The organism is Burkholderia sp. Bp9142, from assembly GCF_003853415.1.
Classification (GTDB): Bacteria; Pseudomonadota; Gammaproteobacteria; order Burkholderiales; family Burkholderiaceae; genus Burkholderia.
On sequence record NZ_QTPP01000008.1, the window covers coordinates 98264 to 121881 of the forward strand.

At 66.3% G+C, this 23618-nt stretch carries 24 protein-coding genes; 11 read left to right on the top strand and 13 right to left on the bottom strand.

From position 1 onward, the window contains the following. The first annotated feature begins 326 nt into the window (after positions 1-326). Genes DIE22_RS11500 through DIE22_RS11515 form a run of 4 tightly spaced genes read left to right on the top strand, consistent with a single transcriptional unit; the run spans position 327 to position 4423 of the window. Entirely contained in the window at positions 327-1565 is a 1239-nt protein-coding gene (locus DIE22_RS11500; protein WP_124605183.1) for a glycosyltransferase family 87 protein, read from the top strand. Further along, positions 1562-2941, top strand: a complete 1380-nt coding sequence (locus DIE22_RS11505) for a glycosyltransferase family 87 protein (RefSeq protein ID WP_124605125.1) — start codon at positions 1562-1564, stop codon at positions 2939-2941. Before DIE22_RS11500 ends, DIE22_RS11505 begins: the two co-directional genes overlap by 4 nt. Before the next feature lie 24 nt (positions 2942-2965). Beyond that, complete coding sequence (locus tag DIE22_RS11510; protein ID WP_124605126.1) at positions 2966-4024, top strand: glycosyltransferase family 2 protein; 1059 nt, start codon at positions 2966-2968, stop codon at positions 4022-4024. A gap of 15 nt (positions 4025-4039) precedes the next feature. After that, positions 4040-4423 (top strand): GtrA family protein, encoded by a 384-nt coding sequence (locus DIE22_RS11515; protein ID WP_124497388.1) that lies wholly within the window; start codon positions 4040-4042, stop codon positions 4421-4423. A gap of 70 nt (positions 4424-4493) precedes the next feature. On the opposite strand, the gene DIE22_RS39180 is transcribed toward DIE22_RS11515, so the two are convergent. After that, complete coding sequence (locus DIE22_RS39180) at positions 4494-4664, bottom strand: DUF6726 family protein (protein ID WP_311767439.1); 171 nt, start codon at positions 4662-4664, stop codon at positions 4494-4496. A 231-nt stretch (positions 4665-4895) separates the two neighbouring features. Here DIE22_RS39180 and DIE22_RS11520 point away from each other — a divergent pair, with 231 nt between their 5' ends. Continuing rightward, positions 4896-5603 (top strand): DUF2059 domain-containing protein, encoded by a 708-nt coding sequence (locus DIE22_RS11520; protein WP_124605127.1) that lies wholly within the window; start codon positions 4896-4898, stop codon positions 5601-5603. Between the two features lie 202 nt (positions 5604-5805). Here the strand turns inward: DIE22_RS11520 and DIE22_RS11525 are convergent, their stop codons facing one another. Together DIE22_RS11525 and DIE22_RS11530 are read right to left on the bottom strand one after the other, a co-directional pair. Next, a complete protein-coding gene (locus DIE22_RS11525; RefSeq protein WP_124497386.1) occupies positions 5806-6024 on the bottom strand; it encodes a hypothetical protein in 219 nt (72 codons plus the stop codon). Positions 6025-6113: 89 nt separating this feature from the next. Next, positions 6114-6776, bottom strand: a complete 663-nt coding sequence (locus DIE22_RS11530; protein ID WP_124605128.1) for a DUF3313 domain-containing protein — start codon at positions 6774-6776, stop codon at positions 6114-6116. A 234-nt stretch (positions 6777-7010) separates the two neighbouring features. On the opposite strand from DIE22_RS11530, the gene DIE22_RS11535 reads away from it, so the two are divergent. Further along, positions 7011-7592 carry a TetR/AcrR family transcriptional regulator gene (locus DIE22_RS11535; protein ID WP_124497384.1) on the top strand — a complete coding sequence of 194 codons (582 nt, stop codon included), beginning with the start codon at positions 7011-7013 and terminating at the stop codon, positions 7590-7592. A gap of 104 nt (positions 7593-7696) precedes the next feature. Here DIE22_RS11535 and DIE22_RS11540 read toward each other — a convergent pair whose 3' ends face one another. The 4 genes from DIE22_RS11540 to DIE22_RS11555 all read right to left on the bottom strand — a co-directional run bounded on the left by DIE22_RS11540 (position 7697) and on the right by DIE22_RS11555 (position 11693). Beyond that, positions 7697-9136 (bottom strand): MFS transporter, encoded by a 1440-nt coding sequence (locus DIE22_RS11540; RefSeq protein WP_124605129.1) that lies wholly within the window; start codon positions 9134-9136, stop codon positions 7697-7699. A 160-nt stretch (positions 9137-9296) separates the two neighbouring features. Next, positions 9297-10448: a CaiB/BaiF CoA-transferase family protein gene (locus DIE22_RS11545; protein WP_124605130.1), complete on the bottom strand. Its 1152-nt coding sequence runs from the start codon at positions 10446-10448 to the stop codon at positions 9297-9299. A 7-nt stretch (positions 10449-10455) separates the two neighbouring features. Further along, positions 10456-11397: a hydroxymethylglutaryl-CoA lyase gene (locus tag DIE22_RS11550; protein WP_124605131.1), complete on the bottom strand. Its 942-nt coding sequence runs from the start codon at positions 11395-11397 to the stop codon at positions 10456-10458. Next, positions 11370-11693: a hypothetical protein gene (locus DIE22_RS11555; protein ID WP_124605132.1), complete on the bottom strand. Its 324-nt coding sequence runs from the start codon at positions 11691-11693 to the stop codon at positions 11370-11372. The genes DIE22_RS11550 and DIE22_RS11555 overlap by 28 nt, the downstream gene beginning before the upstream one ends. A 15-nt stretch (positions 11694-11708) precedes the next feature. On the opposite strand from DIE22_RS11555, the gene DIE22_RS11560 reads away from it, so the two are divergent. Next, a complete protein-coding gene (locus DIE22_RS11560) occupies positions 11709-12626 on the top strand; it encodes a LysR family transcriptional regulator (RefSeq protein ID WP_124605133.1) in 918 nt (305 codons plus the stop codon). A gap of 4 nt (positions 12627-12630) precedes the next feature. Here the strand turns inward: DIE22_RS11560 and DIE22_RS11565 are convergent, their stop codons facing one another. Both DIE22_RS11565 and DIE22_RS11570 read right to left on the bottom strand, forming a co-directional pair. Further along, positions 12631-13104 carry an RES family NAD+ phosphorylase gene (locus DIE22_RS11565; protein WP_124497378.1) on the bottom strand — a complete coding sequence of 158 codons (474 nt, stop codon included), beginning with the start codon at positions 13102-13104 and terminating at the stop codon, positions 12631-12633. Beyond that, complete coding sequence (locus DIE22_RS11570) at positions 13101-13529, bottom strand: antitoxin Xre/MbcA/ParS toxin-binding domain-containing protein (RefSeq protein ID WP_124497377.1); 429 nt, start codon at positions 13527-13529, stop codon at positions 13101-13103. The genes DIE22_RS11565 and DIE22_RS11570 overlap by 4 nt, the downstream gene beginning before the upstream one ends. Positions 13530-13841: 312 nt before the next feature. Here DIE22_RS11570 and DIE22_RS11575 point away from each other — a divergent pair, with 312 nt between their 5' ends. After that, the gene (locus tag DIE22_RS11575; protein ID WP_124605134.1) at positions 13842-14921 is read left to right on the top strand and encodes an alpha/beta fold hydrolase; all 1080 of its coding nucleotides are present in this window, start codon (positions 13842-13844) and stop codon (positions 14919-14921) included. A 17-nt stretch (positions 14922-14938) separates the two neighbouring features. Here the strand turns inward: DIE22_RS11575 and DIE22_RS11580 are convergent, their stop codons facing one another. Next, positions 14939-16711, bottom strand: coding sequence for a histidine kinase (locus DIE22_RS11580; RefSeq protein WP_124605135.1), 1773 nt, complete (start codon positions 16709-16711; stop codon positions 14939-14941). A 79-nt stretch (positions 16712-16790) separates the two neighbouring features. Next, complete coding sequence (locus DIE22_RS11585) at positions 16791-18200, bottom strand: HD domain-containing phosphohydrolase (RefSeq protein WP_124497374.1); 1410 nt, start codon at positions 18198-18200, stop codon at positions 16791-16793. 225 nt (positions 18201-18425) lie between these two features. Here DIE22_RS11585 and DIE22_RS11590 point away from each other — a divergent pair, with 225 nt between their 5' ends. After that, the gene (locus DIE22_RS11590; RefSeq protein ID WP_006753336.1) at positions 18426-18719 is read left to right on the top strand and encodes an antibiotic biosynthesis monooxygenase family protein; all 294 of its coding nucleotides are present in this window, start codon (positions 18426-18428) and stop codon (positions 18717-18719) included. A 260-nt stretch (positions 18720-18979) separates the two neighbouring features. Beyond that, positions 18980-19714: an ABC transporter substrate-binding protein gene (locus DIE22_RS11595; protein ID WP_124497373.1), complete on the top strand. Its 735-nt coding sequence runs from the start codon at positions 18980-18982 to the stop codon at positions 19712-19714. Between the two features lie 78 nt (positions 19715-19792). On the opposite strand, the gene DIE22_RS11600 is transcribed toward DIE22_RS11595, so the two are convergent. Next, positions 19793-20818, bottom strand: a complete 1026-nt coding sequence (locus DIE22_RS11600) for an AraC family transcriptional regulator (RefSeq protein WP_124605136.1) — start codon at positions 20816-20818, stop codon at positions 19793-19795. A gap of 91 nt (positions 20819-20909) precedes the next feature. Here DIE22_RS11600 and DIE22_RS11605 point away from each other — a divergent pair, with 91 nt between their 5' ends. Beyond that, a complete protein-coding gene (locus tag DIE22_RS11605) occupies positions 20910-21746 on the top strand; it encodes an alpha/beta hydrolase (protein ID WP_124497371.1) in 837 nt (278 codons plus the stop codon). A 141-nt stretch (positions 21747-21887) separates the two neighbouring features. Here DIE22_RS11605 and DIE22_RS38170 read toward each other — a convergent pair whose 3' ends face one another. Next, on the bottom strand, positions 21888-23486 hold the full coding sequence (locus DIE22_RS38170; RefSeq protein ID WP_185640598.1) for a hypothetical protein: 1599 nt from the start codon (positions 23484-23486) through the stop codon (positions 21888-21890). Positions 23487-23618 lie beyond the last annotated feature (132 nt).

The following is a 23618-nucleotide window of genomic DNA, read 5'->3' on the forward strand; positions in this document are numbered from 1 at the left end:
AAAATTTTCTCGGGACTTTCCCGAATCCGCAAGGCCGCTCGGCCGACGCAAATTCCACGCGCCGCCGAAGCGGCGAAAAACACGAAATGTTTCAAGCGAGAAACATCATTTGCGCTGGCGCGGTTTTCTCAGACGTGAAAACCCGGTTTTCGGCCATATCGCTGCCGAATCGACGTCTCGCGATTCGGCCTGCGGTTTGCGTCACACGATTTTTTCTCCAACAATGCATTCACCGGACAGCGCCATCGAATGCGATTCGATCCGGATACACGACAACACAAAAGGGCTGCGGCAGACCAGGCAGCCTTCACTGCAGACGGGGCATCATGTACACAGCCAATCGTGGAGTGCGCTATCGCGCCAAACGCTGTGCTCAATGGCTGACAGCGGACAGAATCATTCCATACAGCTGCATCATGCTGATGCTGTGTGTTGCATTCCTGGTCACCTGGGGCGTCGTGACGGACGCCTTCACGTCACAGGCCTCCGCACGGCCGGGCGTCGACTTCTCCGTCTTCTGGACCGCATCACATCTCGTGCTGCAAGGCCATGCCGCAGCGATCTACGATCCGGTCTTCTTCTCCCATGCCGAGGTGGCGCGGTTCGGTGCCTATATCGGTCACCAATCGCTGCCCTGGCTCTATCCGCCGACGATGCTGCTGTTCATCGCGCCGGTTGCCCTCGTGCCTTTCCTGCCCGCGTATTTCCTCTTTTTTGCGGGCAGCCTTTTATGCTATGCGTACGCCGTCCTGCGACTGTCGGGCCTGCGTGCGCACCTGCCCGTTCCGCGCGCCGCCGCGCTCGTCGTGCTCGCCTTCTCGGGCGTGTTCGCGTCCGTCCTGTACGGGCAGAACAGCATCCTGACCGCCGGCATCGCCGCACTTGCTCTGCATTTCCTCGGCCGGCGCCCGGTCGTCGCCGGCGTGCTGATCGGGCTGCTCGCCGTCAAGCCGCAGATGGCGATGGTGTTTCCGTTCGTGCTGGTCGCGACGCGCTCGTGGCGCACCTTCGCGTCAGCAGCGGTCACGACCATGCTGTTCACGGCGGCCGGCATCGCGCTGACCGGCACCAGCTCCCTGACAGGCCTGGCTCAGGCGATGTCGATCGTGCGCGGCATGCATTTCACCCTTCCTGCCTACTGGTTCGTTTCGCCGACGCCGTTCGCGGCGCTGCGGCTCGCGGGTGCATCGATTCCGGTCTCGCTCGCTGCCCAAGCCACCGTGGGGCTGCTCGCGATCGCCGCCGCCGTTCATGTCTGGCGTCGCACGGCCGACATGCGGCTGCGCGGCGCGGCGCTGGCGGTCGCCACGCTGTTGACGACACCCTATCTGTGGCATTACGAACTGGCCTGGCTCGGCATCGCGATCTTCTGCGTGATCGCCCATGGACTCGACGAAGGCTGGCTGCCGGGAGACCAGATCGTGATCGTGATCGCGTGGCTGCTGCCGATATTCGAGGTGTTCAACCGGATAACGAAGCTGCCGCAGATCGGGCCGGTCGTACTGCTCGCCGTCCTGTTCGTGGTCGTGCGTCGCTCGACCCTTGCGTCGGAGAATGCACGATGAAATCGCCGCGCGCCCTTCTGCACGTCGATTCGGCTGTCGACGCACATCCGGAACTGCCGATCGCCGGCCCGCGCCGTTTCCCGCATTGGCTCAATCGTGATCGGGTGCACCTCTATGCGGCAGCGGTACTGCTGACGGAGTTACTGTTCCTCTGCGTCTACCTCGCACGCGTGCATTTGTCGCATACCTCCGTGCCTGAACCGCTGGCGCAGGATATCGCGCCGCTCTGGGCCGCCGCGCGTCTCGGCGTGCACGGCCATGGGATCAGCGCGTGGCATTTCCCCTCGCTGTTCCTGGTCGAGAAGCTCGCGATTCCGACGATGAGCGCCGCGGACGGTTCGCTGCCGTGGCTCTATCCGCCCACGATGCTGTTGTTCGTGTTGCCGCTCGGCTGGCTGCCGTACCTGCTCGCGCAGGTGCTGTGGCTCGGCCTCACATACGCGCTGTTCGCGGCGACGATCCGGGCAACCGTACAGCGCAATGCAGCCCTGCTCTGCGCGCTCGCGTTCCCCGGCGCGTTTCTCGCGGTGATTGTCGGGCAGACGAGCCTCCTGACCGCGACGCTCGCCGGCTGCGGTCTGCTCATGCTGAATCGCCGTCCCGTCATCGCCGGCATCTGCTTCGGCATGCTGACGATGAAGCCGCAGATGGCGGTTCTGTTTCCGCTCGCGCTGCTGTGCGCCGGACAATGGCGCGCGATGACCGCGTGGGCCGCGACGATCGCCGTCGGCATCGCACTGTCGACGCTCGTGTTCGGCGTAGACGCATGGATCGCATTCGCGCACGGCTTGCACGACGCATACCAGATCATCGGCGCTGGCCATGCGCGGCTCGCACGCATGCCGACCGTGTTCGTGCTTGCCACGAGCGCCGGCTGGCCCGCTTCCGTCGCGCTCGGCCTGCAGCTGCTGTCGGCCGCAACCGCCGCAATCGTCGTCGTGTACTCGTGGCGCGGCGCGTGTTCGTATGCGCTGCGCGCCGCGACCCTCGCGTGCGCGTCCCTGATCGTCGGCCCCTACCTGTACGACTACGACCTGACCTGGTACGGGCTCGTGATCGCCTGGTACGCACGCTATGCATGGACGCACGGCTGGCGGCGCTTCGATCGCGAATGGCTGCTGCTGTTGTGGGTGATGCCGCTCGCCGGCCTCGTGCTGGTGCCGCATCTGTCGTTCCAGTTCATGCCGCTCGTCACGCTGGCGTCGCTGGCGCTGCTCGTCAGCCGGATTGCACAAGAAAGGCACGACGTGCCGTCGATGCCCGACGCACGCGACAACTCGACCGAGACCGGCTTCACGCATCCGGTCCGATCACACCACCGCCCGGCGCACGGATTGCGCCGCATCGGCCGCCCGACCTTCGGCATCGGCCGCTGACACGCGATTACAGGGGAACCCATCATGCGCGAACCACTCTACACGCCGCTCGTCTCGCTGGTCGTGCCGTTCTACAACGAAGGCGAAGCCGTCGAACGCTTCTTCGACGTCGTGATTCCGCTGATGGCCGGCCTTGACGCGATCCGCTTCGAGATCGTCTGTGTGAACGACGGCAGCCGCGACGATACGCTCGAACGCCTGATCCGGGTCAGCATGAGCGACCGCCGCGTGCGCGTCATCGATCTCACGCGCAACTTCGGCAAGGAAGCGGCGCTGACGGCCGGCCTCGACGAAGCCTCCGGCGACGCAGTGATCCCGCTCGACGCCGACCTGCAGGATCCGCCGAGCCTGATTCCGGTGATGCTCGAGCACTGGCGCGACGGCGCGGAAGTCGTCGCCGCGAAGCGCAGCAGCCGCGCGTGCGATTCGTTCGCGAAGCGCACCGCCGCCGCGATCTACTACCGCGTGCACAATCTGCTGTCGGACGTGAAGCTGCCGGAGAACGTCGGCGACTTCCGGCTGATGGACCGCAAGGTCGTGAACGCACTGCGCAGCCTGCCCGAGCGGCACCGCTTCATGAAGGGGCTGTTCGCGTGGGTCGGCTACCGGACCGTGATCGTCGAATACCAGCGCGATCCGCGCAGCGCCGGACACTCGAAGTTCTCAGGATGGAAGCTGTGGAACTTCGCGCTCGAGGGGATCACGAGCTTCAGCACCGTGCCGCTGCGCAGCTGGACCTACATCGGCCTCAGCATTGCCGCGCTCGCGTTCCTGTACGGCGCGTTCATCGTGGGCCGCACGCTGCTGTTCGGCAATCCGGTGCTCGGCTATGCGTCGCTGCTGTCGGTCACGCTGTTCATCGGCGGGATCGAGCTCATCGGCATCGGCGTCGTCGGCGAGTATATCGGGCGCATCTACGACGAGTCGAAGCAACGTCCCGTCTATCTGATTCGCCGCCGCTACCAGGCCCACGGCAAGGTGATCGAGTTGCCGGTCGCGCGCGATGCGCGGCGCGCGAACGCACGCCGCCGCTTGCAACCGGCCCGCGTCCAGCCGGCCCGCGTGCGGGTCGGCGAGCGCTGACCGGCGGAGGCCGCGATGTTCGAACTGCTCTATGCCGAGCGCGTGCGGCTGGCGCGCTTCGGCCTGTCCGGACTGTGCTCGACCGCGCTGCACGTGCTGGTCGCATCCGCGATGTACGCGCTGTTCGATGCGACGCAGGTGCTCGCGAACGCCGTCGCGTTCGTCTGTGCGACGGCGTTCTCGTATCTCGCGAATACGCTGTGGAGCTTCTCGTCGACGGTGCATTCGCGCAACCTGCTGCGCTATCTGACCGTCGCGCTGGCCGGCTTCGCCGAAACGATGCTGCTCGCACGCGCCGCCGAGCTGCTCGACGTGCCGCGCGGCTGGGCCATCGTCGCGATCGCGCTGCTGATCCCCCCGACGATGTTCGTGATGCACCGGTCGTGGACGTATCGGTGAAGCCTTGCGGCGCCGACGGACAGCAGACAGCCGCAATATCCAGCACCTGACCGGAAATCCTGATCCTGACTCAAGGATCGATCACGGTCGCGCACGCGTCGGTCGGCGCCGCGGCCACGTGCCCGACGACCGGCACGATCTTGATCCCTGCAGACGCGATACGACACGGCGCTGCAGCGAGGCCGCATCCGCCAAGCACGATACAGCCGGCAACGCAAACGGCACGGACGAACCATTTCATAAACACCTCCTGGTAACGATCGGCGCATCTTCCGAGCAGACCTGACTGACGGAACCTGCACCCGGTAAGACCATGCTAACATACAAACCGTCTAGACGGTTTGTATGTTAGCATGGCTCGCACGTCGAATCGCGTACACGCGACGGCCTGCCCTGTTCGATCGATCGCTCAACGCGTAACGAACACGCTGAAGCCCGATGTGCCGTTGCCCCAGCGTCAACCAACGCTCAAATGACGGCATCCATCGATGCGAGCGCAGCAGACCCGAATCCCTTCTTTCACCCATCGAACACCGATCATGCGCCACCCGACCACACCCACCGCGAGCCCCGGATCTTCAATCATCAAGTTGCTTTATCTTGCAGCCCCGCTTGTTGCAGCACTCGTGAGCGTCCTCATCATCGTGACGATATTTTCAACCGACGTTCCTTACCTGACGAACGGCTTCCAGAACGGTGCCAGATGAAAATTTCATACTTCACACCGATCGTGTCGTGCATGGCAGCGATCAGTTTCATTTCGACGGCACACGCTCAGTTTCGCGGCCTCGATGATCTGAATCGCTTCGGCGAGAAACGCACCCTTTGCCGTCAGGCGCTCAGGTCTTCAGGCATCGAAGATGATATGGACCAACGTATCCGCGATCTCGTCAGAAAATCGTACGATGCCGTCGATCGCAAGCGCGGGCCAGCCGGATCGGCGGATGCCAGCACCCATCGCGAGAGGGTCGAAGATTCCGTCAACGATCTCAGGGATCCGGTACTCAAGCAGTTGACGGATAGCTGCGCAAGGAATTTCACGGTAAGCGAACTCCGGAGCGTCAACGATTTCTACATGAGTTCGGCTGGACAAGCATGGCTTCGCAAAGGTCGAACCACGATCCTGCCGGAGATGGACAGAGCGATCTCCGGCATTCAACCTCGGATCAATGAAAACTGAGAAAACGTCGTTGAACGCCGCTCGTGTTATCGACTGGCGTTCGTGCCCGCACGAGGCAGGTGCTTCGCCGGCAACCCCCGCATCCCGTCGGGAAACGACGCGTGCTTTCTGCCAATGCTCGGTGCTGCGCGACAGTTAAGCAATCAATGTGACTCCAGCGGGTTCACTGCGTCGCCCGCAGTCGACGCAGTCCCGCGCGCGATCATCGAGACAGGTCCTGGATGTCGGTCTGGAAGCCCAGCACGACTGTCAGATAGAACAGCGACGCAAAGACACCGGCCATCGTCCCGAAAATGTCCCGTGCAAGCGCGCCGCGGATCAACTGAGCAGGAATCCCGATCGCCATGTAAGCGACCAGGAACACGATCGAAACCATGAGTGGTGGCGGTGTATCAAGAATGAGAGAGGCGATTTCGCGCATATTCCCGGCTCCTCGTCAATTTCGGTTGGCTCATTCCGGATGTCCCGACATCGACCCGCCGCTTCGCAGCGGGCGTGACATCGCTGCCGTCAGCGGAGTTGGGCAACGAGCGCATCCGCGCCCTTGTCGATACCGGTCCGGGCGGCACTCAGCGAACCGAATGCAGCCGGCAGATTCATGGCGTTCGGATATTGCTTCGTCACATAGGCGGTCAGCAGTTGACCGCTCGTGCTGTCGTAGACTTCGACGGCGTATGAAATCGAGCCGCTGAACGCCCCCTTGCCGCCCCGAATCGCCTGCACGCCGTTGTAGAGATTGCCGGCGATATCGAAGTGCATCGCTTGTCCGACAACCGCCGTGGTCTTTTCCGCACCGGTGAGCGTGAGCCGGACGCGCAGTGTCGCAGGGGATGGCTTCGACGCGGCCTGGAAGCGCTTCGCGAGTTTGTCGGCGAACACCTTCCCCATGTAATCGGCAAGCGCGGTCTTGTCGTCGGTCTTCAAGTCGCCGAACTGATTGTCCTGACCGGCATACACGACGACCGGATCCACGATCACCTGCCGGTATTGCGACCAGTCCACGCGCGCCGCATATCGGTACGGCACCTTTTCAGCGTCACCGCCGCGGTTCTGTGTCAACTGTGGCGCGGAGGCAATACCCGAATAGGCAACGGGCTGCACACCAGCGCATGCGGCCAGCGTCAGCACCGTGACGCCGGAAAAAATGAAAGAGCCAAATTTGGATGTGAGCATGTCGGATTCCGTGGAAGGCGCTCGGCCGGCACCAGAGGTGAATTTGCCAATGGATTGACGCGAGGCAAGCGTAGCACCGCCTCCCTCATAAGTAAACCGTCTACCCGGTTTGTTTTATGACAGGTCATCACCAAGGTACAATGCCGGGCTTGCGGCCGAGCGCATCATCTTGATGCCCGCCTCGCCCTGCCGCCCCATCACCGCGCGCAAGCGCGACGCCATCACGACGACTCAATGGACAACCAGACCCGCTCGGAAATTTCCCGCAAGAAGGCCATCGATGCAGCACTCGGCATCCTCACGCGCGATGGCGTCGGTGGCTTGACGTTTGACGCGCTCTCGCGTGAAAGCGGCATCAGCAAGGGCGGGTTGCTGCATCAGTTCCGTACCAAGCAGGGCGTGCTCCAGGCGCTGCTCGAATTCCAGCAGCAGCAATTCGAACAGTACGGGCGCGATTACCTCGTGAAGGAGGGTGCGTCAAAGGCGGAGCCGACCCTCGCGGCCCAGATCGCGATTTTTCGGGAAGCGATCAATCAACCGAACTCGGTCGCACGCGCGGTACTGGCGGCAATCATCGAAAGCCCGGAACTGCTCGCGGGCCGGGACAATGCCGATGCCGACAAGCTGAAGACCATGGACAAGGAGTCGGATGATTTCGAGCTCTCGCTGCTGCGTTACTTCGCGGCAAGCGGCATTGCGTTCAACGTGCTGCTCGGTCTGACGCCACTATCCGGCGCCATGCGGAATCGACTGTTCGCGCGCCTGCTGGACGAGGAAAGCTGGCCAGCCGGGACGGTCAAACCGAAACGGAAGTGATCGGTTGATCCGTCGCCACCCACGCGCCCTGGCAAATGCGACGGCAACCCGGCGATCCTGCGCACCGGCCTGCGTGCGCACGTCGTCGCTCCTTCAACAGAGCGTCAACGGTTCAGTTCCTCGAGGCGCACGCCGTTGGTCTTCGGCCCGAAGAACCCGATCGATACCGCGACCGCCAGCATGCACGCCGTGATGCCGGCAAACACCCCGGGCAACCCGAAATCCCGGAGCAGGAACGCGATCGAAAAGCCCGACATCATCGCGCCGACCCGGCTGGCCGAGTACACGATGCCGTTGGCCCGGCACCGCACGGCCGTCGGAAACAGTTCCGCCTGGTATGCGTGGTAGCAGACCGAGATGATCTGGCCGGCGAAGCTGATCGACACGCCGAGCAGGATGAGCGGCACCACCGCCTTGACCTGCGCGAACGCCGTCCCGCACACGATCACGACCAGCGCGCCGCCGACGATCAGGTATTTGCGCTGGATCCGGTCGGCGACGGCCATCGCGAGCAGCGGCCCGACCGGCAACGCGAACGCGATGATGAACGAATAGAGCAGGCTTTTCGTGACCGTGATGCCCTGGCTGATCAACAGCGTCGGCACCCAGTTCGCAAAACCGTAATAGCCGATCGCCTGGCAGAAGTTGAAGACGATCAGCATCACGAGGCGCGATCGATACGGCGGCTGCCACAGCTCCGCGAGCGATGCGCGTCGATGGCGCGGCTGTTCGACGACCGGCGCCGGCGGCGGCAGCCGCTGCCCCGACTGACGTTCGACGATCGCCTCGATGTTGCGCACGATCGCGTCGCTCCTGTCGACCCGCCCATGCATCGCGAGCCACCGCGGACTCTCCGGCACACCGCGCCGGATGAACCACACCAGCAGCGCACCGAGCGCGCCCGCGAGCACCACGACGCGCCATCCGTCGAACCCGAACACCGTGGTCGGCACGAGCCAGTACGACAGGATCGCGGCGACCGGCGCGGCCGCGAACATCACGCTCTGGTTGAACGCCATCGCGCGGCCGCGCATCTGCTGCGGGACGAGTTCCGTCACGTAGCTGTCGATCGTGATGATCTCGACCCCGACGCCGATCCCCGTGATGAAGCGCCACAGGATCATGCCTTCGGCGGTCGTCTGGAATGCCATGATCACCGAACCGATCGAATACCAGAGCAGCGACACCGTGAACACCGCGCGCCGGCCGTAGCGATCGGGCATCCAGCCGAGCCCGAACGTCCCGACGAACAGGCCGGCAAACGTCGCGGCGATGAAGCCGGCGATCCCGGTGAAGCCGAAAAACGCGTGCGTGGTCGTTTGCAGCACCCCGCTCTTCGCCATGCCCGGCGCGATATAGCCGGTGAAGATCAGGTCGTAGACTTCGAAAAAGCCGCCCAGCGAAATCAGCAGCACCAGCATCCATAGATGGCGGGTGATCGGCAGACGATCCATGCGCGCGGCGATCGCCGCGCCCGGAATGACGTCGACATCGATGAAGGGCGAATCGTGCGGACGGGAATCCGCGGTGACTGTGGGTTGCATGAATGTCTCCTGGATACGGCGAATGTCGACGGCCTTGTTGTTGGATCGTGGTCCGTCTGCCGGTGTTTCGAGCCGCGCACGTCATGCACGGCGCGCGGTTCTCAACGTGTTTGTGCCGCAACACCTCGACAGATCGGATCGCTGCCGATGCGCTCGAGGGTCATGCGGCCGCGCGGCCGGTCAGCCGCGAAAGAATCTCGTGCGTGTGCTCGCCGACCCGGGCCAGCGCCTGGCGGACGCCCGGCCGGCGCCCGCCCATGGTCAGCGGCAGCAGCACGACGTCGGTCGTCGTGCCGTCGTCGGCCTCCATCGGCACGAGGCCGCCGCTGGCCTTGAGATGCGGATCGTCGAGCAATTGCTCCGGCCGCACGATCGGTGCGTACGGAATGCCCGCGGCTTCGAGCTTCGGCGTCAGTTCGTCGACACGGTGGTCCTTCAGGATGTCGCCGAGGACGTCGAGCAACGCCGGCCGGACCGCCACCCGCAGCGCGTTGCTGGCAAACCGCGGCTCGGCGGGCAGATCCGGCCGGCCGAGCACGTCGCACAGCGTGACGAACTGCTTGTCGCTGACGGCGCCGATGAACAGCTGCTCGTCGTCGGCAAGCGTGAACACGTCATAGACGCTCCATGCGGACACGCGCGCGGGCATCGGCGGCGGCGCTTCGTGCGTCATTGCATACTGCTGCATGTGCTGTGCGCAGAGGAACACGCAGTTCTCGAAGAGCGCGCTTTGCACTTCCTGGCCGCGTCCGGTGACATCCCGTTCGCGCAGCGCCGCGAGCACCCCGATCGCACCGAACATGCCGCCCATGATGTCGTTGACCGACGTTCCCGCGCGCAACGGCCGGCCCACCGGCCCCGTCATGTACGACAACCCGCCCATCATCTGCACGACTTCGTCGAGCGCGAGACGCTTGTCGTACGGTCCGGGTAGGAAGCCCTTGTGCGACACATAGACGAGCCGCGGGAACACCTTCGACAGCGTGTCGTAGTCCAGGCCCAGCTTCGTCATCAGGCCCGGTCGGAAATTCTCGAGCATCACGTCGCAGGTGCCGATCAGTTCGATCGCGGCGTCCTTGCCTTCCGGCGTGCCGATGTCCAGGACGACGCTCTTCTTGTTGCGGTTGAAGGTCCGGAAGAAGCCGATGCCGAGGCCCTGCAGCGTGCGGGTCTTGTCGCCGCCGGGCGGTTCGATCTTGATGACCTCCGCGCCGAGATCCGCGAGGATCATCCCGCACGTCGGCCCCATGACCATGTGCGTGAACTCGATCACGCGCACGCCGTCGAGCGGGAGTCTTGCGTTGGTTTCCATGCTGTCCTCAGGCATTGAGCGCGGTCGACGCGCGATATGTATTCGGCAGGCCGGCCCGCCACAGCGCGCCGTGCAGCGATTCGCCGTCGAGCCAGCGCGCGACTTTCGCACGCAGCGCCAGCAGCGCCGTCAGGTCGATGCCCGTATCGATGGCCATGTCGGCGAGCATGAACGCCAGGTCTTCGCTCGACGCATTGCCGCTTGCGCCCGGCGCGTGCGGACATCCGCCGATGCCGGCGAGCGTCGCGTCGAAACGTGCGACGCCGGTTTCGAGCGCGGCATGAACGTTGGCGAGCGCGAGGCCGCGCGTGTCGTGAAAATGTCCGCAAAAGAAGCGATCGCCGGCGATGCGACGCGCACGCTCGAACAACTCGCGCACGGCCGCCGGCCCCGCATAGCCGACCGTATCGGCGAGGCTGACGCGATCCGCGCCCGCATCGAGCAACGCCTGCATGCAGCGCAGGACCTCGTCCGGTTCGACGCGCCCCTGGATCGTGCAGCCGAATGCCGTGCCGATTCCGCCTTCGATCAGCGTCCTCGACCCGGCGGCATCGCGCTCGGCGCGGATGCGCGCAACCTCGGCGACGACTTCGTCGGGTGTCTTGCGCAGGTTCGCGAGGCAGTGTTCGCGACTCGCGGACAACGGCACGAGCAGCAGGTCGGCCCCGGTGTCGATGGCGCGCTGTGCGCCTTTCAGGTTCGGCACCAGAACGGATACGGCGAGGCCCGGCAGCGTCTTGGCGTACGCGACGAGTTCCGCGGTGTCCGCCAGTTGCGGCAGGAGTCGCGCCGGCACGAAGGAGCCGACTTCGATCTCGCGCTGGCCGGCTGCGTATGCGCCGGCGATCCATTCGATCTTGCGCTCGGTCGGCACAATGGTCTGGATGCTTTGCAGGCCGTCGCGCAATCCGACCTCGCGAATCACGACGTGTGTGGGAAATGAAGGCATGGCGTTGCTGTCTCCGCAATCTGTGGCCGGTCATTGCGTGCCGGCGATAGCCCTACTTTAGAGATTCCCGAAAAAACGTAAAGCATCGGTTTGGAATCGAAAGCGTTCCGAAACGGAATCCCAAAAATCGGGCGGACGCCCGCCGTGACGGCATTGGCCATCGTCATGAAGGCATTTCGAAAGCCACACGCGCGAACCGACGCGATGACGTTGGCGTGGTAATTTCGGACATTCCCGGAGAACCCGGAAATCGACGGAATCGAGCCGAAAACTTCCGGTCCGGAACGTTTCGACATGCGGAGACTGCACTGATGCGCGACATCGACCTCAAGACACTGCGGCTGTTCGTGGCCGTGTGCGATCACGGCAATATCGCGCGTGCCGCGAAAGAAGCGCACATCGAGCCTTCCGCGATCAGCAAGCGCATTGCGCAGCTCGAAAGCGATCTCGGCGTGCCGGCGCTGACGCGGTCACGGCGCGGCGTCGCGCCCACGCCGGCGGGCATCGCGCTGCTCGAGCATGCGCGCAGCATGCTGTTTACGATGGACCGGATCGCGGCCGACGTCACCGCGATCGGCGACGGGCTGCAGGGTCGCGTGAGCGTCTGCGCGTCGGCATCGGCGATCGCGGAAGTGTTGCTGGACGACATCGCGTCGTTCATGCGCGATCCCGCCAACCGGAACATCAAGGTCGACGTCGAGGAGCGGCTGTCGCGCGATCTTGTCCGGCAGGTGCGCGAAGGGGCTTCCGCGGTCGGCGTGTGCTGGGACAACGTCGACTTGCAAGGGCTGCAGGAGCGGTCCTATCGCCACGACCAGCTGGCGCTCGCCGTGCATCCCGAGCATCCGCTCGCCGGCCGTCAGTCGGTCGGCTTCGACGACACGCTTGAATTCGAGCACGTCGGATTGCCGCCGGCCACGGCCGTTCATACGATGCTCAAGCGCGCAGCCGCCGACCGGGGCCGGACCGTGTCGTATCGCGTGATCGTGTCGAGTTTCGACGCGGCGTTTCGCGTCGTGGCCGCCGGCCTGGGGATCAGCGTCATTCCCGTCGAAGTCGCGGCGGCCTACCGGCAGTCGCTCGGCGTGCGGATGATCCCGCTCACCGATGCATGGGCGAAGCGTCGCTTCATCGTATGTTTCCAGCGCTTCGACACGCTGCAGCCCGCCGCACTGCGGATGGTCGACCATCTCGCGAACCGCGCGGCACGGGATCACACCGGTCAGTAACGGATCACGACCGCCCGGCAGGCGGCATTCCAAAGAGTCGCTCGTCCCACACTACCGGTTTCGGGTCCGCCACGACAATGCGCGCGGCGTCCGGATGCGCCGGATTGACCAGTACATTGAATTCCGCGCGCGCGACGACCGACGGAACGACGAGTATCGCGGTGCGCGACTCCGTGAGCCAGGCGTCGCCGAACTGCCGTGCCGGATGCAGTGCCGCCGTGTCCCACCCTGCCGGCAGCGTGTCTGCCGAGTGGCGTTCGACCGGAAGGTCGTCGGGAACGGTCGCTTCGACCCATCCGTGTGTTTTGGGTACCTTGCCGATGCGGGCATGCACGAGCACTTCGAGCATTGCGCCCGCGAAGGTCAGCGCCGCATGGATGACCGGCCGGCCCGGGCTGTTGAAACGACCACCGACCGGCATTGCGCCGGTGCCGCTCCAGATCGTGTGTCGCGTGTCGGCGATGCGAAACAACTTCATGCCGGCAGCCCATAGAACAGTTTCCAGAGCAGTTCTTCGACGCGGCGCGCGCCGAGTTCGGTCAGTGCGACATCCAGCGGCGGACGCCCCTCGAGCTCGGGGTGAGGCATCGCCAGAAACGCCCGCGCATCCTCTTCATCGCTCCAGACGTAGGTGGTCGTCGCGACGATCCGTGCCAGGCGCTCGGTCTTTTCGGATTCATCTTGTGTCAGACGGTCGCGGCGGCGTTTGTAGGTCGCCTCGGGAATGATGCGCGCGAGCAGTGCCCGCCGCGCGTCGGCGCCCTGCGTCGCGTGCTCGACCCCCGCGCGCAACGCTGACTTCGGAAGGCCGTCGCGCACGCGCGCCTCAAGCTCCGCGAGCGTATGCGGGACCGGCCGAAGCTCCATGACCGCAGCCACGGCTTCAGGGGTGACGAGCGACATGGCGACTCCCGATTGAGTATCAACTGATACCACATCATAGACCAAATGATACCGAACGTCACGAAACCATCGCACTTGAGGCGAGCGGTGCCTGCTAGCATGGCGCGTGGCCTGTCCGAATCGCGACGACGGCTGTAAAGATGTCGCGTGCCATGGTGTTGTGCGGCCGGCCGCCTCCGTGCCGGTCATGCCGGCGCGCTTCGACGCGGACGCTTGCCGCAGCACGCATCGGGCTCTGCCCGCATTCGACTCCCATCCGACGACCGGCTGCGCCGCATGCTGTCGCGCGAACCGCCGGCACGAGATTCGTCCATGCCCAGGAAAAAAACCAGCCTCTGGCTACGGCCTTTCGATCTGCTTTCCGCCGCGGCGAGCCCGCGGCCGAACAGGAAAGCAACCCAACCGCCGGCGTCGGCCAAGCGCCCCGCCAGCACCCGGACCCCGCGTCGCACGGCGCCGGCGCCCGCCGCGCGTGCAACGCCGCGCCACGTGCCCGGCACGTGGCTTCGCTCCTTTCATGCCGCGCGCCCGGCCCCCGGCCGCCTCGTCAATCATCTTGCCTACGCGCTGTACCTGCCCGCCGCACCGGCGACGACCCGGGACATGCCCGTCGTCGTCATGCTGCACGGTTGCAAGCAGACGGCCGAGTCGTTCGCCGCGGGCACGCGCATGTGCCGCGTCGCGGAGCGTGCCGGGTTTGCCGTGCTGTTTCCCGAACAGGCGAACACCGCCCACGCGCATCGCTGCTGGAACTGGCATGGCGATGCGTCTCAGTCGGAGGCCCCCGCAATCGCGTCGCTGGTCGACGCGATCGTGCGGGAGCGCGGGTTCGATCGCGACCGGATCTATCTGGCCGGCATGTCGGCCGGTGCGGGGCTGGCCGCGCGGCTGGCGCTCGGGTATCCCGATCTGTTCGCGGCCGTCGGCCTGCACTCCGGTCCGGCCATCGCGCCGCCGCTGTCGACCATGGCCGCGATGAGCGTGATGCGCCGCGGCCTGCACGACGACCCGATCCGCGTCGTCGATGCATGCGTCGACGTTCATGCGTATCCGGGCATGCCCGCGCTCGTCGTGCATGGCGGGCTCGATACGGTCGTCGCCGAGCAAAACGCGCGACAGCTCGGCGTCGCGTTCGCGCGGCTCAATCGGCTCGTGAACGAACAGGGTGAACTGCGCGTCGGCGAGCAGCATGCCTACACGCATGACGATGCGGATTACACGGATTATCTGCGCGGCGGCCGGCTGATCGTCCGGGTCTGCATCGTTCGCCGCCTGGCGCACGCATGGAGCGGCGGCGATCCGCGTGAAGCGTTCCACGCCGCGACCGGGCCGGACGCGACGGCGATGTTCTGGCATTTCTTTCGAAGGCGGCGGCGCAAGCGAGTGCGGTGACGCGTCCCGCGTCGCACTCACGCACGTTGCTCGACCGACGCCACCTCGCCCACCCTCCCGCCTGCACGCCGGATCGGCACTCGAATGCGGAAGGTCGTGCCGCGCCCCGGCGCACTCGTCACGTCGATTGCGCCGCGATGCCGTTCGATGATGCCGTGCGACACCGACAAGCCGAGCCCGGTTCCCTGCCCGACCGGCTTCGTCGTGAAGAACGGATCGAAGATTCGCCGCACGATGTCGGGCGTCATGCCGGTGCCGGTGTCGCTGATCGCGATCGACACCTGTTCGCCGTCGCTCGAGGTGCGGATCGTGATCACGCCGCGCTCGGGAATCGCGTGCGCGGCGTTGACGAGCAGGTTCATGAAGACCTGGTTCAACTGCGACGGGATACATTCGACGTGCGGCACGTCGCCGTACGCGCGCACGATGTCGGCCTTGTACTTGAGTTCGTTATGGACGACGTTGAGCGTGCTTTCGAGACCCGAGTGGATGTCGACCACGCTCCACTCGCCGCTGCCCGGCCGCGAGAAATCGCGCAGATCCTGCACGATGCGCCGCACCCGCACCGCGCCATCGATCGATTCGTCGATCAGCGTCACGATCTCGTCGCGCACGTAGTCCAGATCGGCGGTGCGCCCCATTGCAGTCAGCGCGTCGCGCGCCGCGGGTTCCAGCTGCGGCAGCGCGGCCTCGTGCGCGGCGATCACGTCGAGCAGGCTGCGCACCCACGTCTTCAGCGTGTTGAGGTTCGCGCTGATGAAGCCGACCGGGTTGTTGATCTCGTGCGCGACGCCCGCCGCGAGCTGGCCGATCGAGGCGAGCTTTTCCGATTGCAACAGCTGCACGTGGGTGTCCTCGAGCGCCCGCAGCAGGCGCCGCTGTTCGTCCTTCTCCTGCTCGAGCCGGATCTGCGCCGCCCGGCGCTCGTCGATCTCGGTCGCCATGTTCTCGCGTGTGCGCTGCAGCATCGCCGTCGTCTGCTCATAGCGCCGCAATGCCGTTTCGAGTTCCGCGGTCCGCAATCGCACCAGTCGCTCGAGCGTGTCCGTCATGCCGCGCAGAAAGGTTGTGCGTGCATCGAAACGGCAGACCAGCAGCGTGACGATCAGCGTCGCCGTCGTGAACAGCGCGATCGTCGTCGCGAGCCACGGCGCATCGATGCCGTTCGCGGCGCCGCAGCGCGCATCCGGCGCGAAGTGCGCGGCCGCCATCGCCGTGTAGTGCATGCCCGTGATGGCGATACCCATGATCAGCGCCGCGCCGATGCGTTGCCTGGTCGCATGGCGCGCCTGTCGCGCGCGCAGCGCCTGGGCCATCCAGAGCGCGGCCGTCGATGCGATCACCGCGACGGCGATCGATGCCGCGAACAGCACGGGATCGTAGCGAATGCCGGGCGCCATGCGCATCGCGGCCATGCCCGTGTAATGCATCCCGACGATCCCGGCGCCCATCAGCACACCGCCCACAAGCAGGCGACGGCGGCTCAACCGGGCGCGCGTGACGACATTCAGCGCGAAATACGACACGAGCACGGCAATCGCCAGCGACGCGCCGGTATCCGCAAGCGCATAGCCGAGCGGGATCGGCAGCGACAGCGCCAGCATCCCGACGAAATGCATCGACCAGATTCCGGTGCCCATCGCGGCCGCGCCGCCGCCCAGCCACGCACGCTTGAGCTTCGGGTCGTCGAGCAGCGAAATGAACGCGGCCAGGTCGAGCGCCGTATAGGAGGCCAGCGTCGCGATGACGAGCGACAGCAGGACAAGCAGCAGGTTGTAGGTGCCATGCATGATCGAGCGCCCCGGTCGAGATGAACGCGTTGCCGCGGCGTACGGTCGATCGCACGCCGCGGCCGTGCGGTACGCGGCGTCAGGCCGGTGGCGCGGCAGCGTCCGGCGCCTGCGTCGACGCGGCGGCACCGGTCAGCACCAGGATGTCGAACGGTGTCCCCTCGCGTGCCTCGAAGCGGCGCACCAGCTCGATCTGGTGCGCCGACATCACGCTGCCCTTCGTCATCAGCAGCACCCCGCGATGCGTGCGCAGATCGTCGGCGAGCCGCATGCCCTCGCGCAGCTGCGCGGACTGGATCTCCGCGACGGACGCCGCGATGCCGAGGCTCGCCGGATCCCGCATCAGCTCGATGAAGCGCGCGACGAGCTGCGGATCGTAGCGCACGCCGGCCTGCGAGTGCAGCACGTCGATCGCCTGCTCGACAGAATGCGGCGAACCGATCTCGCCGTTGCGCAGCCCTTCGAAGTCGCGCGCGATCGCGACGATCCGCGAGCCGAGCGGGATCGCGTCACCGGTCAGCCCCTCCGGGGTGCCGCGCCCGTTGAAGCGCTCGTACTGGTGCAGCACGATCGATGCGACCTTGTGCAATTGCGCGACCGGCGTGAGCACCATCTGCGCACGCAGCGGGTGCTGCTGGAACAGGCTGTGTTCGTCCGTCGTCATCTTGACGAGCGGCTTGTGCAACAGTTCGTCGGGCAGCGACAGCTTGCCGATGCCATGCAGCAGACCGGCGAAATAGACATCCTGCGCGTGCAGGCTGCTCATCCCGGCCGACAGCGCGAGACGCCGCGCGATCTCGCCGACGCGCATCGCATGCCCGCTCGCACTCCCGCAGCGCAGCTCGATCATGCTCGCGCACACCTGGACCATCGCGGTGAAGCTGCTCTTCAGGTCGTGCTGTGCCGCTTCGAGGAACATCACGGTCTGCGCGAGTTCCTCGGTGCGCGCACGCACCTGTGTTTCCAGTTCCGTGTTGAAACGGCGCAGCGCTTCGTTCTGCGCTTCGGTCAATGCGGCGAGCCGCGCGGCTTCACCGCGCAAGCGCCGCTGCTCGAGCGCCTGCTCGATGGTCATCAGCAGGTCGTGGTCGTCCCAAGGCTTGTTCAGATAGCGATACACACCGCCTTCGTTGACGGCCTCCACGATCGATGCGATGTCGGAATAGCCGGTCAGCAGGATACGCATCGTGTCCGGGTACAGCGAGCGGGCGCGTGCGAGAAACGCCGCGCCGCTCATGTTCGGCATGCGCATGTCGGACACGATCAGGTCGACTTCGGTCGACGCCAGGATCTCGAGTGCCGCTTCCCCGCTTTCGGCTGTCAGGATCGCGTAGCGCGCGGGCCGCAACACGCGCTTGAGCGCGGACAGTACGCTCGGTTCATCGTCGACCAGCAGGATCGACGGGGTCGCTGCGGCGTGGTCGGATGCGGCGTCGACGATCGTTTCGGGTGGTGCAATGTTCGTTCCGTTCATCGCGGATATCGTCATGACTGGCCTCGGATTGTTTGTCTTCACCACCTCTGTGACATCGGCATGTGGCGCGCATTCCATATTGGGGAAAACGCTGACAAGGACGACGTATCCGCCGGCATCATGGGCGCTGCTCATGTGCACCGCCGCGCCGACTTCCGGTATCGTTGCCGCATGCGCCGCCACGGCACACGCCGTCGCGGCGCGATCCCGATCGCATCAACCAACCCGTATGGAGCCTTCATGATTCTGGAAATGGCATCGCTCGAAATCGATCCGTCGCAGGCCGAGCCATTCGAAGCGGCGGTTCGCCAGGCACTCCCGCTGTTCGCCCGCGCGCGCGGCTGCGGCGGCGCCGAGCTGCACCGCGTGATCGAGCGCAGCGGCGGCTACCTGCTCGTCGTCAAGTGGGACACCGTGGACGATCACATGGTCCATTTCCGGCAATCGGACGACTTCCAGGCGTGGCGGCAGCTGGCGGGGCCGTTCTTCAAGAGCCCGCCGCAAGTCGTGCATACGGAAGTCGCGGTCAAGTAATCGCCGCAGTCAAGGCCGGTCGGGAAGACGCCCGACCGTGCCACCTGCGCTCCGTGGAAAGCCGGCTTTGCGAGCGCCGCTCCGGTCGCCCCTCTGCACGCTCGACCTGAAGCCGGGTGACGCTCCGAGCCGACACGCTGCACGGTGCCCGTGCAAAATCGGCGCTTGCTGCACACGCTCGACGCGCTGTCGCGCATCAGCGCCATCCTGACCCCCTGAGCGCCCGCCATGCCGGCGCATCCGATCATCAAGAGTCCGCCATGACCATCGACCCTTCCATCCTCTCCGCGTTCACCCCGACCGGCAAGCTGCGCGCGTCGATCAATCTCGGCAACCCGATCCTCGCGAACCGCGACCCGGCCACCGGCGAGCCGTTCGGCGTATCGATCGACCTCGCGCGCGCGTTCGCCGAGCGGCTGTCGGCCGAGCTGGAGCTCGTCGTGTTCGATGCGGCCGGCAAGTCGGTGCAGGCGCTCACCGAAGAGCGCGCCGATTTCGGCTTCTTCGCGGTCGATCCGCTGCGCGGCGAAACGGTCGCGTTCACCGAACCGTACGTGCTGATCGAAGGCTTCTATCTCGTGCGCGACGATTCGCCGATCCGCGGCAATGCGGACGTCGACCAGCCGCACAACCGCGTGGCGGTCGGCAAGGGCAGCGCGTACGACCTGTTCCTCACGCGCGAACTGAAGGCCGCGCAGATCGTGCGCGCGCCGACGTCGCCGGCCGTCGTGCCGACCTTCGTCGAACAGCAGCTCGAAGTCGCGGCCGGCGTGAAGCAGCAGCTCGAAGCCGATGCGGCGAAGACGCCGGGCCTGCGCCTGCTCGACGAGCGCTTCATGGTGATCCGCCAGGCGATGGGCGTGCCGAAGAGCCGCGGCGAAGCGGCCGCCGCGTTGCTCGGCCAGTTCGTCGAAGAGATGAAGGCGTCGGGCTTCGTCGCGGATGCGCTGCGGCGCCATGGCATCACGGGCGCGTCGGTTGCGCCGCTGGCGTGATCGGACATCGGCTGACGCAACAACGGCGCCGGTGTCTCGCTCGACCTCGGCGCCGCACACCGCAAGCATCGCGCGGGCCTACTCGGTATTGGCGCGCCGCCACTGCATCGGCGACATCTCGTAGCGTCCGCGAAACGCGCGGCTGAACGCCGCTTCGGACGTATAGCCGACGCGGTTCGCGATATCCGCTACCGGTGCGCGGCTGTAGCGCAACAGCTCGGCCGCCCGATCCAGACGCCAGGTCGTCAGATAGCTCAACGGCGCCTGCCCCACGACACGCTGGAATCGATCCGCGAACGCCGAGCGGGACAGGTTCGACAGCTCGGCAAGGTCGTTGACGGTCCAGGCGCGGCCGGGATCCGCGTGAATGGCGGACATCGCCGGATTGATCCGGCTGTCGATCGCACCGGACAACCAGCCGTGACCCGTCGCCCCCTCCGTCGCCCAGGTGCGCAGCAACTGGACGAAGATGACGTCCAGCAAGCGCGAAATCATCGCGGCGGCGCCCGCGCGCGGGCTCAATGCCTCGTCGAGTATGAAATGGCAGCTCAGTTCCAGCCACTCGAACGGCCGTTCCCGCAAACCCTTCAGCACCAGCACCGGCGGCAGCACGGACAGCAGGCGCTGCGACAGCACGCCGTCGAAGCCGAAATCGCCGCACAGCCACGTAGTGTCGCCGCTCCCTATCGTCAGGCGTTCACGGTCGTAATACTGTGGCGCGAGATCCGTGACGAGACGGGCGGAACGGCCCGGCCGGTCAGCGATGACATGGCCGTGGCCATGCATCAGCATGACCAGGTCGCCTTGCGATGCGTGATAGCGCTCGTCGAGCCCCTCCACCTCGATCGTCACGCTGCCGCTCCGGATGATGTGCAGACGGTACTTCCCGGCGGGAAAGCGCAACCCGAAAGGCGCCGACGCCGCGCACGTGAACACGGTATTGCCACGGATGCGGATCAGTTCCAGCACGTCGGAAAAGGCGTCGCGCCTGAACGCGAACGGATCTGCGTCATCGTCCAGCCGGGTCGGCGTTTCAGCAAAGAATTCCGGTTTTTCAGCCATGTCGCGTATTCGGATGGTCTTTATCATGGACACATCATTCACGCCGGGCGGTGCCGATGTCAAAGAGATTCGACGGGGCGCCCGGCACTCGCGGGCGTGACGGGCGTCATCCAGCGACCACAGGAGCAGGCATATGAATCCGGAAACGCGTACCGACACGGTTGTATTGATTCACGGCCTGTGGATGACGCCGCTGTCGTGGGAGCATTGGGTCGCCCGCTACGCGCAGCGCGGCATGCGGGTCATCACGCCGGGCTATCCGGGCATCGAGCCGGGCACGGCCGGCGTCGCGGCACTGCGCCGCGATCCGTCGCCGCTCGTGAACCTCGGCGCGCGCGAGATCTTCGAGCACCTGGCCGCGACGATCGCGGCACTCGACACGAAGCCGATCATCATGGGGCATTCGTTCGGCGGCGCGTTCGTGCAGCTCCTGCTCGACGCGGGCTTCGGCACGGCCGGCGTATCGATCGACGGGGCAGCGGTGAAGGGCGTGTGGGCACTGCCGTTCAGCGAGATCAAGGCGACCTTCCCGGTCCTGCGCAATCCGGCCAACCTGCACCGCGCCGTGCCCATCACCGAAACGGAATTCCACTACGCGTTCACCAACAACCTGAGCCTCGCGGAATCGAAGCCGGTCTATGACCGCTACGCGGTCCCGGTGTCGGGGCGCATCCTGTTTCAGGGCGGATTCGCGAACGTCACGCCGAATGCCGCGACCACCTACAACTTCGCGAACGACAATCGCGCACCGCTGCTCTTCATCGCCGGCGGCAACGACCATATCCTGCCGCCGGCCGTCCAGCGCGAGAACTACGAGAAGAACGCGAAGCGCTCGCGGGCGATTTCGGCATACAGGCTGTTCCCCGGCCGCAGTCATTACACCTGCGGCGAGCCAGGCTGGGAGGCGGTCGCCGACTTCGCGCTCGACTGGGCGCGGGCGCCGGTGGCGGGCGATCTCGGTCACGGTTGAGCGGCGCGGGGGCGCGCGTCGCGCAGTCGAGTCGTACAGGCTCTGCTCCGACGCCAGCCCCGGATGGATGCGCGAAGCCGCCGTGCACTGCGCGGTTGCGATGTCCCGGCCCGCAAACCGGCCGCCGGGGCACGCACGCGTTCATGACGCCGCGCGGTGTCCCGCTGTCGTTGCGCCGGCTGGCGGTCGAGGTGCGGCCGTCGCGGAATGCGCGGGCGACGGGGACGCCGCGGCGCCCGGCCCGGACGGCGGCTGCGACGCGGGCGAGGCTCCGGCTCCAGGTGCGGCTCCGGCTCCGGCTCCGGCTCCGGCTCCGGCTCCAGCTCCGGCTCCAGCTCCAGCTCCAGCTCCAGCTCCAGCTCCAGCTCCAGCTCCAGTTCCAGCTCCGGGTGCGTGTGCGGGTGCGGCTCCGGGTGTAGATGCCGGATTCGGCGACGACGACGCGGGTTGGCTGGCGGCGTGTGCGCCCCCTGCCGAGCCCGGCGCAGCGGAACCCGAAGCCGCGGGACCAACGGCCGGCGGCGCGCGCAGCGCGCCGTCCAGCGAGGTCCGGCGAGCGGCCATGTCGGCCTGTTCGGCGCTGCGCTGGGCGGCGCGATCGGCGGACAGGCGCGCCGCTTCGGCATCCGGATTGATCGTGTTGACGCGGATGCGTTCGATGTCGCCCACGCCCGCGAGCCGGTTCAACGGTACGTAGTCCGTACGAAATACCAGTTCGACGCCGCTGCTCAGGTTGACGTCGGCGTGCGAACTCTCGGTCGTCTGGGTCCGGTCGGTCGACACGTAGCCGATCGTGCTCTGCACATTCGCTTCCGCGCCCCAGGGCCCGAAGCGGGCGCCCCCGCTCACCCCCACCGTGTTGCGCGTGTCGAATTGCGAGCCGCGGTCGTTGGCGGCGGCGCTGCTCGCGTCGATATGGAAATTCATCGCGGCGTTGAGCCGCCCGCTCTCGATGACGATGCGCTGCAAACCCATCTGCACCATCGTCGCGAGCAGCTGCTGGCGGTTGCGGGCCAGCACCTGTTGCGCGAGCGGCACCAGCCGCTCGGGATCGGAGGCCGGCACCGCCTCGCCCGGCCCCACCCCCAGCGCACTGCGCAGCGCCGCTTCGGCCGGCGGGGTCGCGCCCGGGCGCAATGCCAGCCGGGTCGCGGCATCGCGCTCGGCCTGCAGTTCCTGCTGGCGCTGGCGGCGCTCGTCCGGCGGCAGGCCCGCCAGTTCGTCGGCGTCGTCCGCGGCCTCGTCGTCGCCGGTGACCTGGTAGGCGGTCGGGAAATGCTCGGCCAGCCACTGCCGCGCGCCGGCGATGCCGACGTTGCTGTCCGCGAAGCCTTCGGTGGTCTGCGCGACATTGCGGATCAGGTCGACGAACGCGGTCAGTTGCTGCTGGTTCGAATCGTTCATGGCCTTGAAGACACCCGTGATCAGCTCGGTCACGAAGCGCGGGAACGACACCGCGTCGAGCACCGCCCGGGTGGTGCCGGCCATCCGGTCGATGGCGGTGCCCGAATACTCCGAGCCCGCGTTCTGCGCGACCGCCAGCGTCGTGCCGGGACGCGCCGCGCGTTCGTCGTGGTCGAGCGCGAGCGAGCCGATCCGCACCAGTCCGGACGCGAGATCGCGGCGCGTGGCCGGATCGAGCGCGCCGAAGCCCTGCTGCGCGGACAGCAGTTCGCGGACACGGTGACGAACGTCGGGCCGCGGCACCGGCGAACGCGCAAGGTGCGCGGTTGCCATCATGTCAGCGGCTCCGCCGCGCGACGCGCGTCCCGCGAGGCGTGACACGTGACGCGCTGCCGGGGTGGCGACGGCGCATCCGCCGTCGCCACCCGGGTTGTGCCGCCCGTATCGCGACGGCCTGAGCGACACGGT

What these genes read in the sequence shown, in the direction of transcription:
- DIE22_RS11500 (WP_124605183.1), top strand. Translation starts at nt 327, where the DNA reads ATGTACACAGCCAATCGTGGAGTGCGCTATCGCGCCAAACGCTGTGCT.
- DIE22_RS11505 (WP_124605125.1), top strand. Translation starts at nt 1,562, where the DNA reads ATGAAATCGCCGCGCGCCCTTCTGCACGTCGATTCGGCTGTCGACGCA.
- DIE22_RS11510 (WP_124605126.1), top strand. Translation starts at nt 2,966, where the DNA reads ATGCGCGAACCACTCTACACGCCGCTCGTCTCGCTGGTCGTGCCGTTC.
- DIE22_RS11515 (WP_124497388.1), top strand. Translation starts at nt 4,040, where the DNA reads ATGTTCGAACTGCTCTATGCCGAGCGCGTGCGGCTGGCGCGCTTCGGC.
- DIE22_RS39180 (WP_311767439.1), bottom strand. Translation starts at nt 4,664, where the DNA reads ATGAAATGGTTCGTCCGTGCCGTTTGCGTTGCCGGCTGTATCGTGCTT.
- DIE22_RS11520 (WP_124605127.1), top strand. Translation starts at nt 4,896, where the DNA reads ATGACGGCATCCATCGATGCGAGCGCAGCAGACCCGAATCCCTTCTTT.
- DIE22_RS11525 (WP_124497386.1), bottom strand. Translation starts at nt 6,024, where the DNA reads ATGCGCGAAATCGCCTCTCTCATTCTTGATACACCGCCACCACTCATG.
- DIE22_RS11530 (WP_124605128.1), bottom strand. Translation starts at nt 6,776, where the DNA reads ATGCTCACATCCAAATTTGGCTCTTTCATTTTTTCCGGCGTCACGGTG.
- DIE22_RS11535 (WP_124497384.1), top strand. Translation starts at nt 7,011, where the DNA reads ATGGACAACCAGACCCGCTCGGAAATTTCCCGCAAGAAGGCCATCGAT.
- DIE22_RS11540 (WP_124605129.1), bottom strand. Translation starts at nt 9,136, where the DNA reads ATGCAACCCACAGTCACCGCGGATTCCCGTCCGCACGATTCGCCCTTC.
- DIE22_RS11545 (WP_124605130.1), bottom strand. Translation starts at nt 10,448, where the DNA reads ATGGAAACCAACGCAAGACTCCCGCTCGACGGCGTGCGCGTGATCGAG.
- DIE22_RS11550 (WP_124605131.1), bottom strand. Translation starts at nt 11,397, where the DNA reads ATGCCTTCATTTCCCACACACGTCGTGATTCGCGAGGTCGGATTGCGC.
- DIE22_RS11555 (WP_124605132.1), bottom strand. Translation starts at nt 11,693, where the DNA reads ATGTCGAAACGTTCCGGACCGGAAGTTTTCGGCTCGATTCCGTCGATT.
- DIE22_RS11560 (WP_124605133.1), top strand. Translation starts at nt 11,709, where the DNA reads ATGCGCGACATCGACCTCAAGACACTGCGGCTGTTCGTGGCCGTGTGC.
- DIE22_RS11565 (WP_124497378.1), bottom strand. Translation starts at nt 13,104, where the DNA reads ATGAAGTTGTTTCGCATCGCCGACACGCGACACACGATCTGGAGCGGC.
- DIE22_RS11570 (WP_124497377.1), bottom strand. Translation starts at nt 13,529, where the DNA reads ATGTCGCTCGTCACCCCTGAAGCCGTGGCTGCGGTCATGGAGCTTCGG.
- DIE22_RS11575 (WP_124605134.1), top strand. Translation starts at nt 13,842, where the DNA reads ATGCCCAGGAAAAAAACCAGCCTCTGGCTACGGCCTTTCGATCTGCTT.
- DIE22_RS11580 (WP_124605135.1), bottom strand. Translation starts at nt 16,711, where the DNA reads ATGCATGGCACCTACAACCTGCTGCTTGTCCTGCTGTCGCTCGTCATC.
- DIE22_RS11585 (WP_124497374.1), bottom strand. Translation starts at nt 18,200, where the DNA reads ATGACGATATCCGCGATGAACGGAACGAACATTGCACCACCCGAAACG.
- DIE22_RS11590 (WP_006753336.1), top strand. Translation starts at nt 18,426, where the DNA reads ATGATTCTGGAAATGGCATCGCTCGAAATCGATCCGTCGCAGGCCGAG.
- DIE22_RS11595 (WP_124497373.1), top strand. Translation starts at nt 18,980, where the DNA reads ATGACCATCGACCCTTCCATCCTCTCCGCGTTCACCCCGACCGGCAAG.
- DIE22_RS11605 (WP_124497371.1), top strand. Translation starts at nt 20,910, where the DNA reads ATGAATCCGGAAACGCGTACCGACACGGTTGTATTGATTCACGGCCTG.
- DIE22_RS38170 (WP_185640598.1), bottom strand. Translation starts at nt 23,486, where the DNA reads ATGATGGCAACCGCGCACCTTGCGCGTTCGCCGGTGCCGCGGCCCGAC.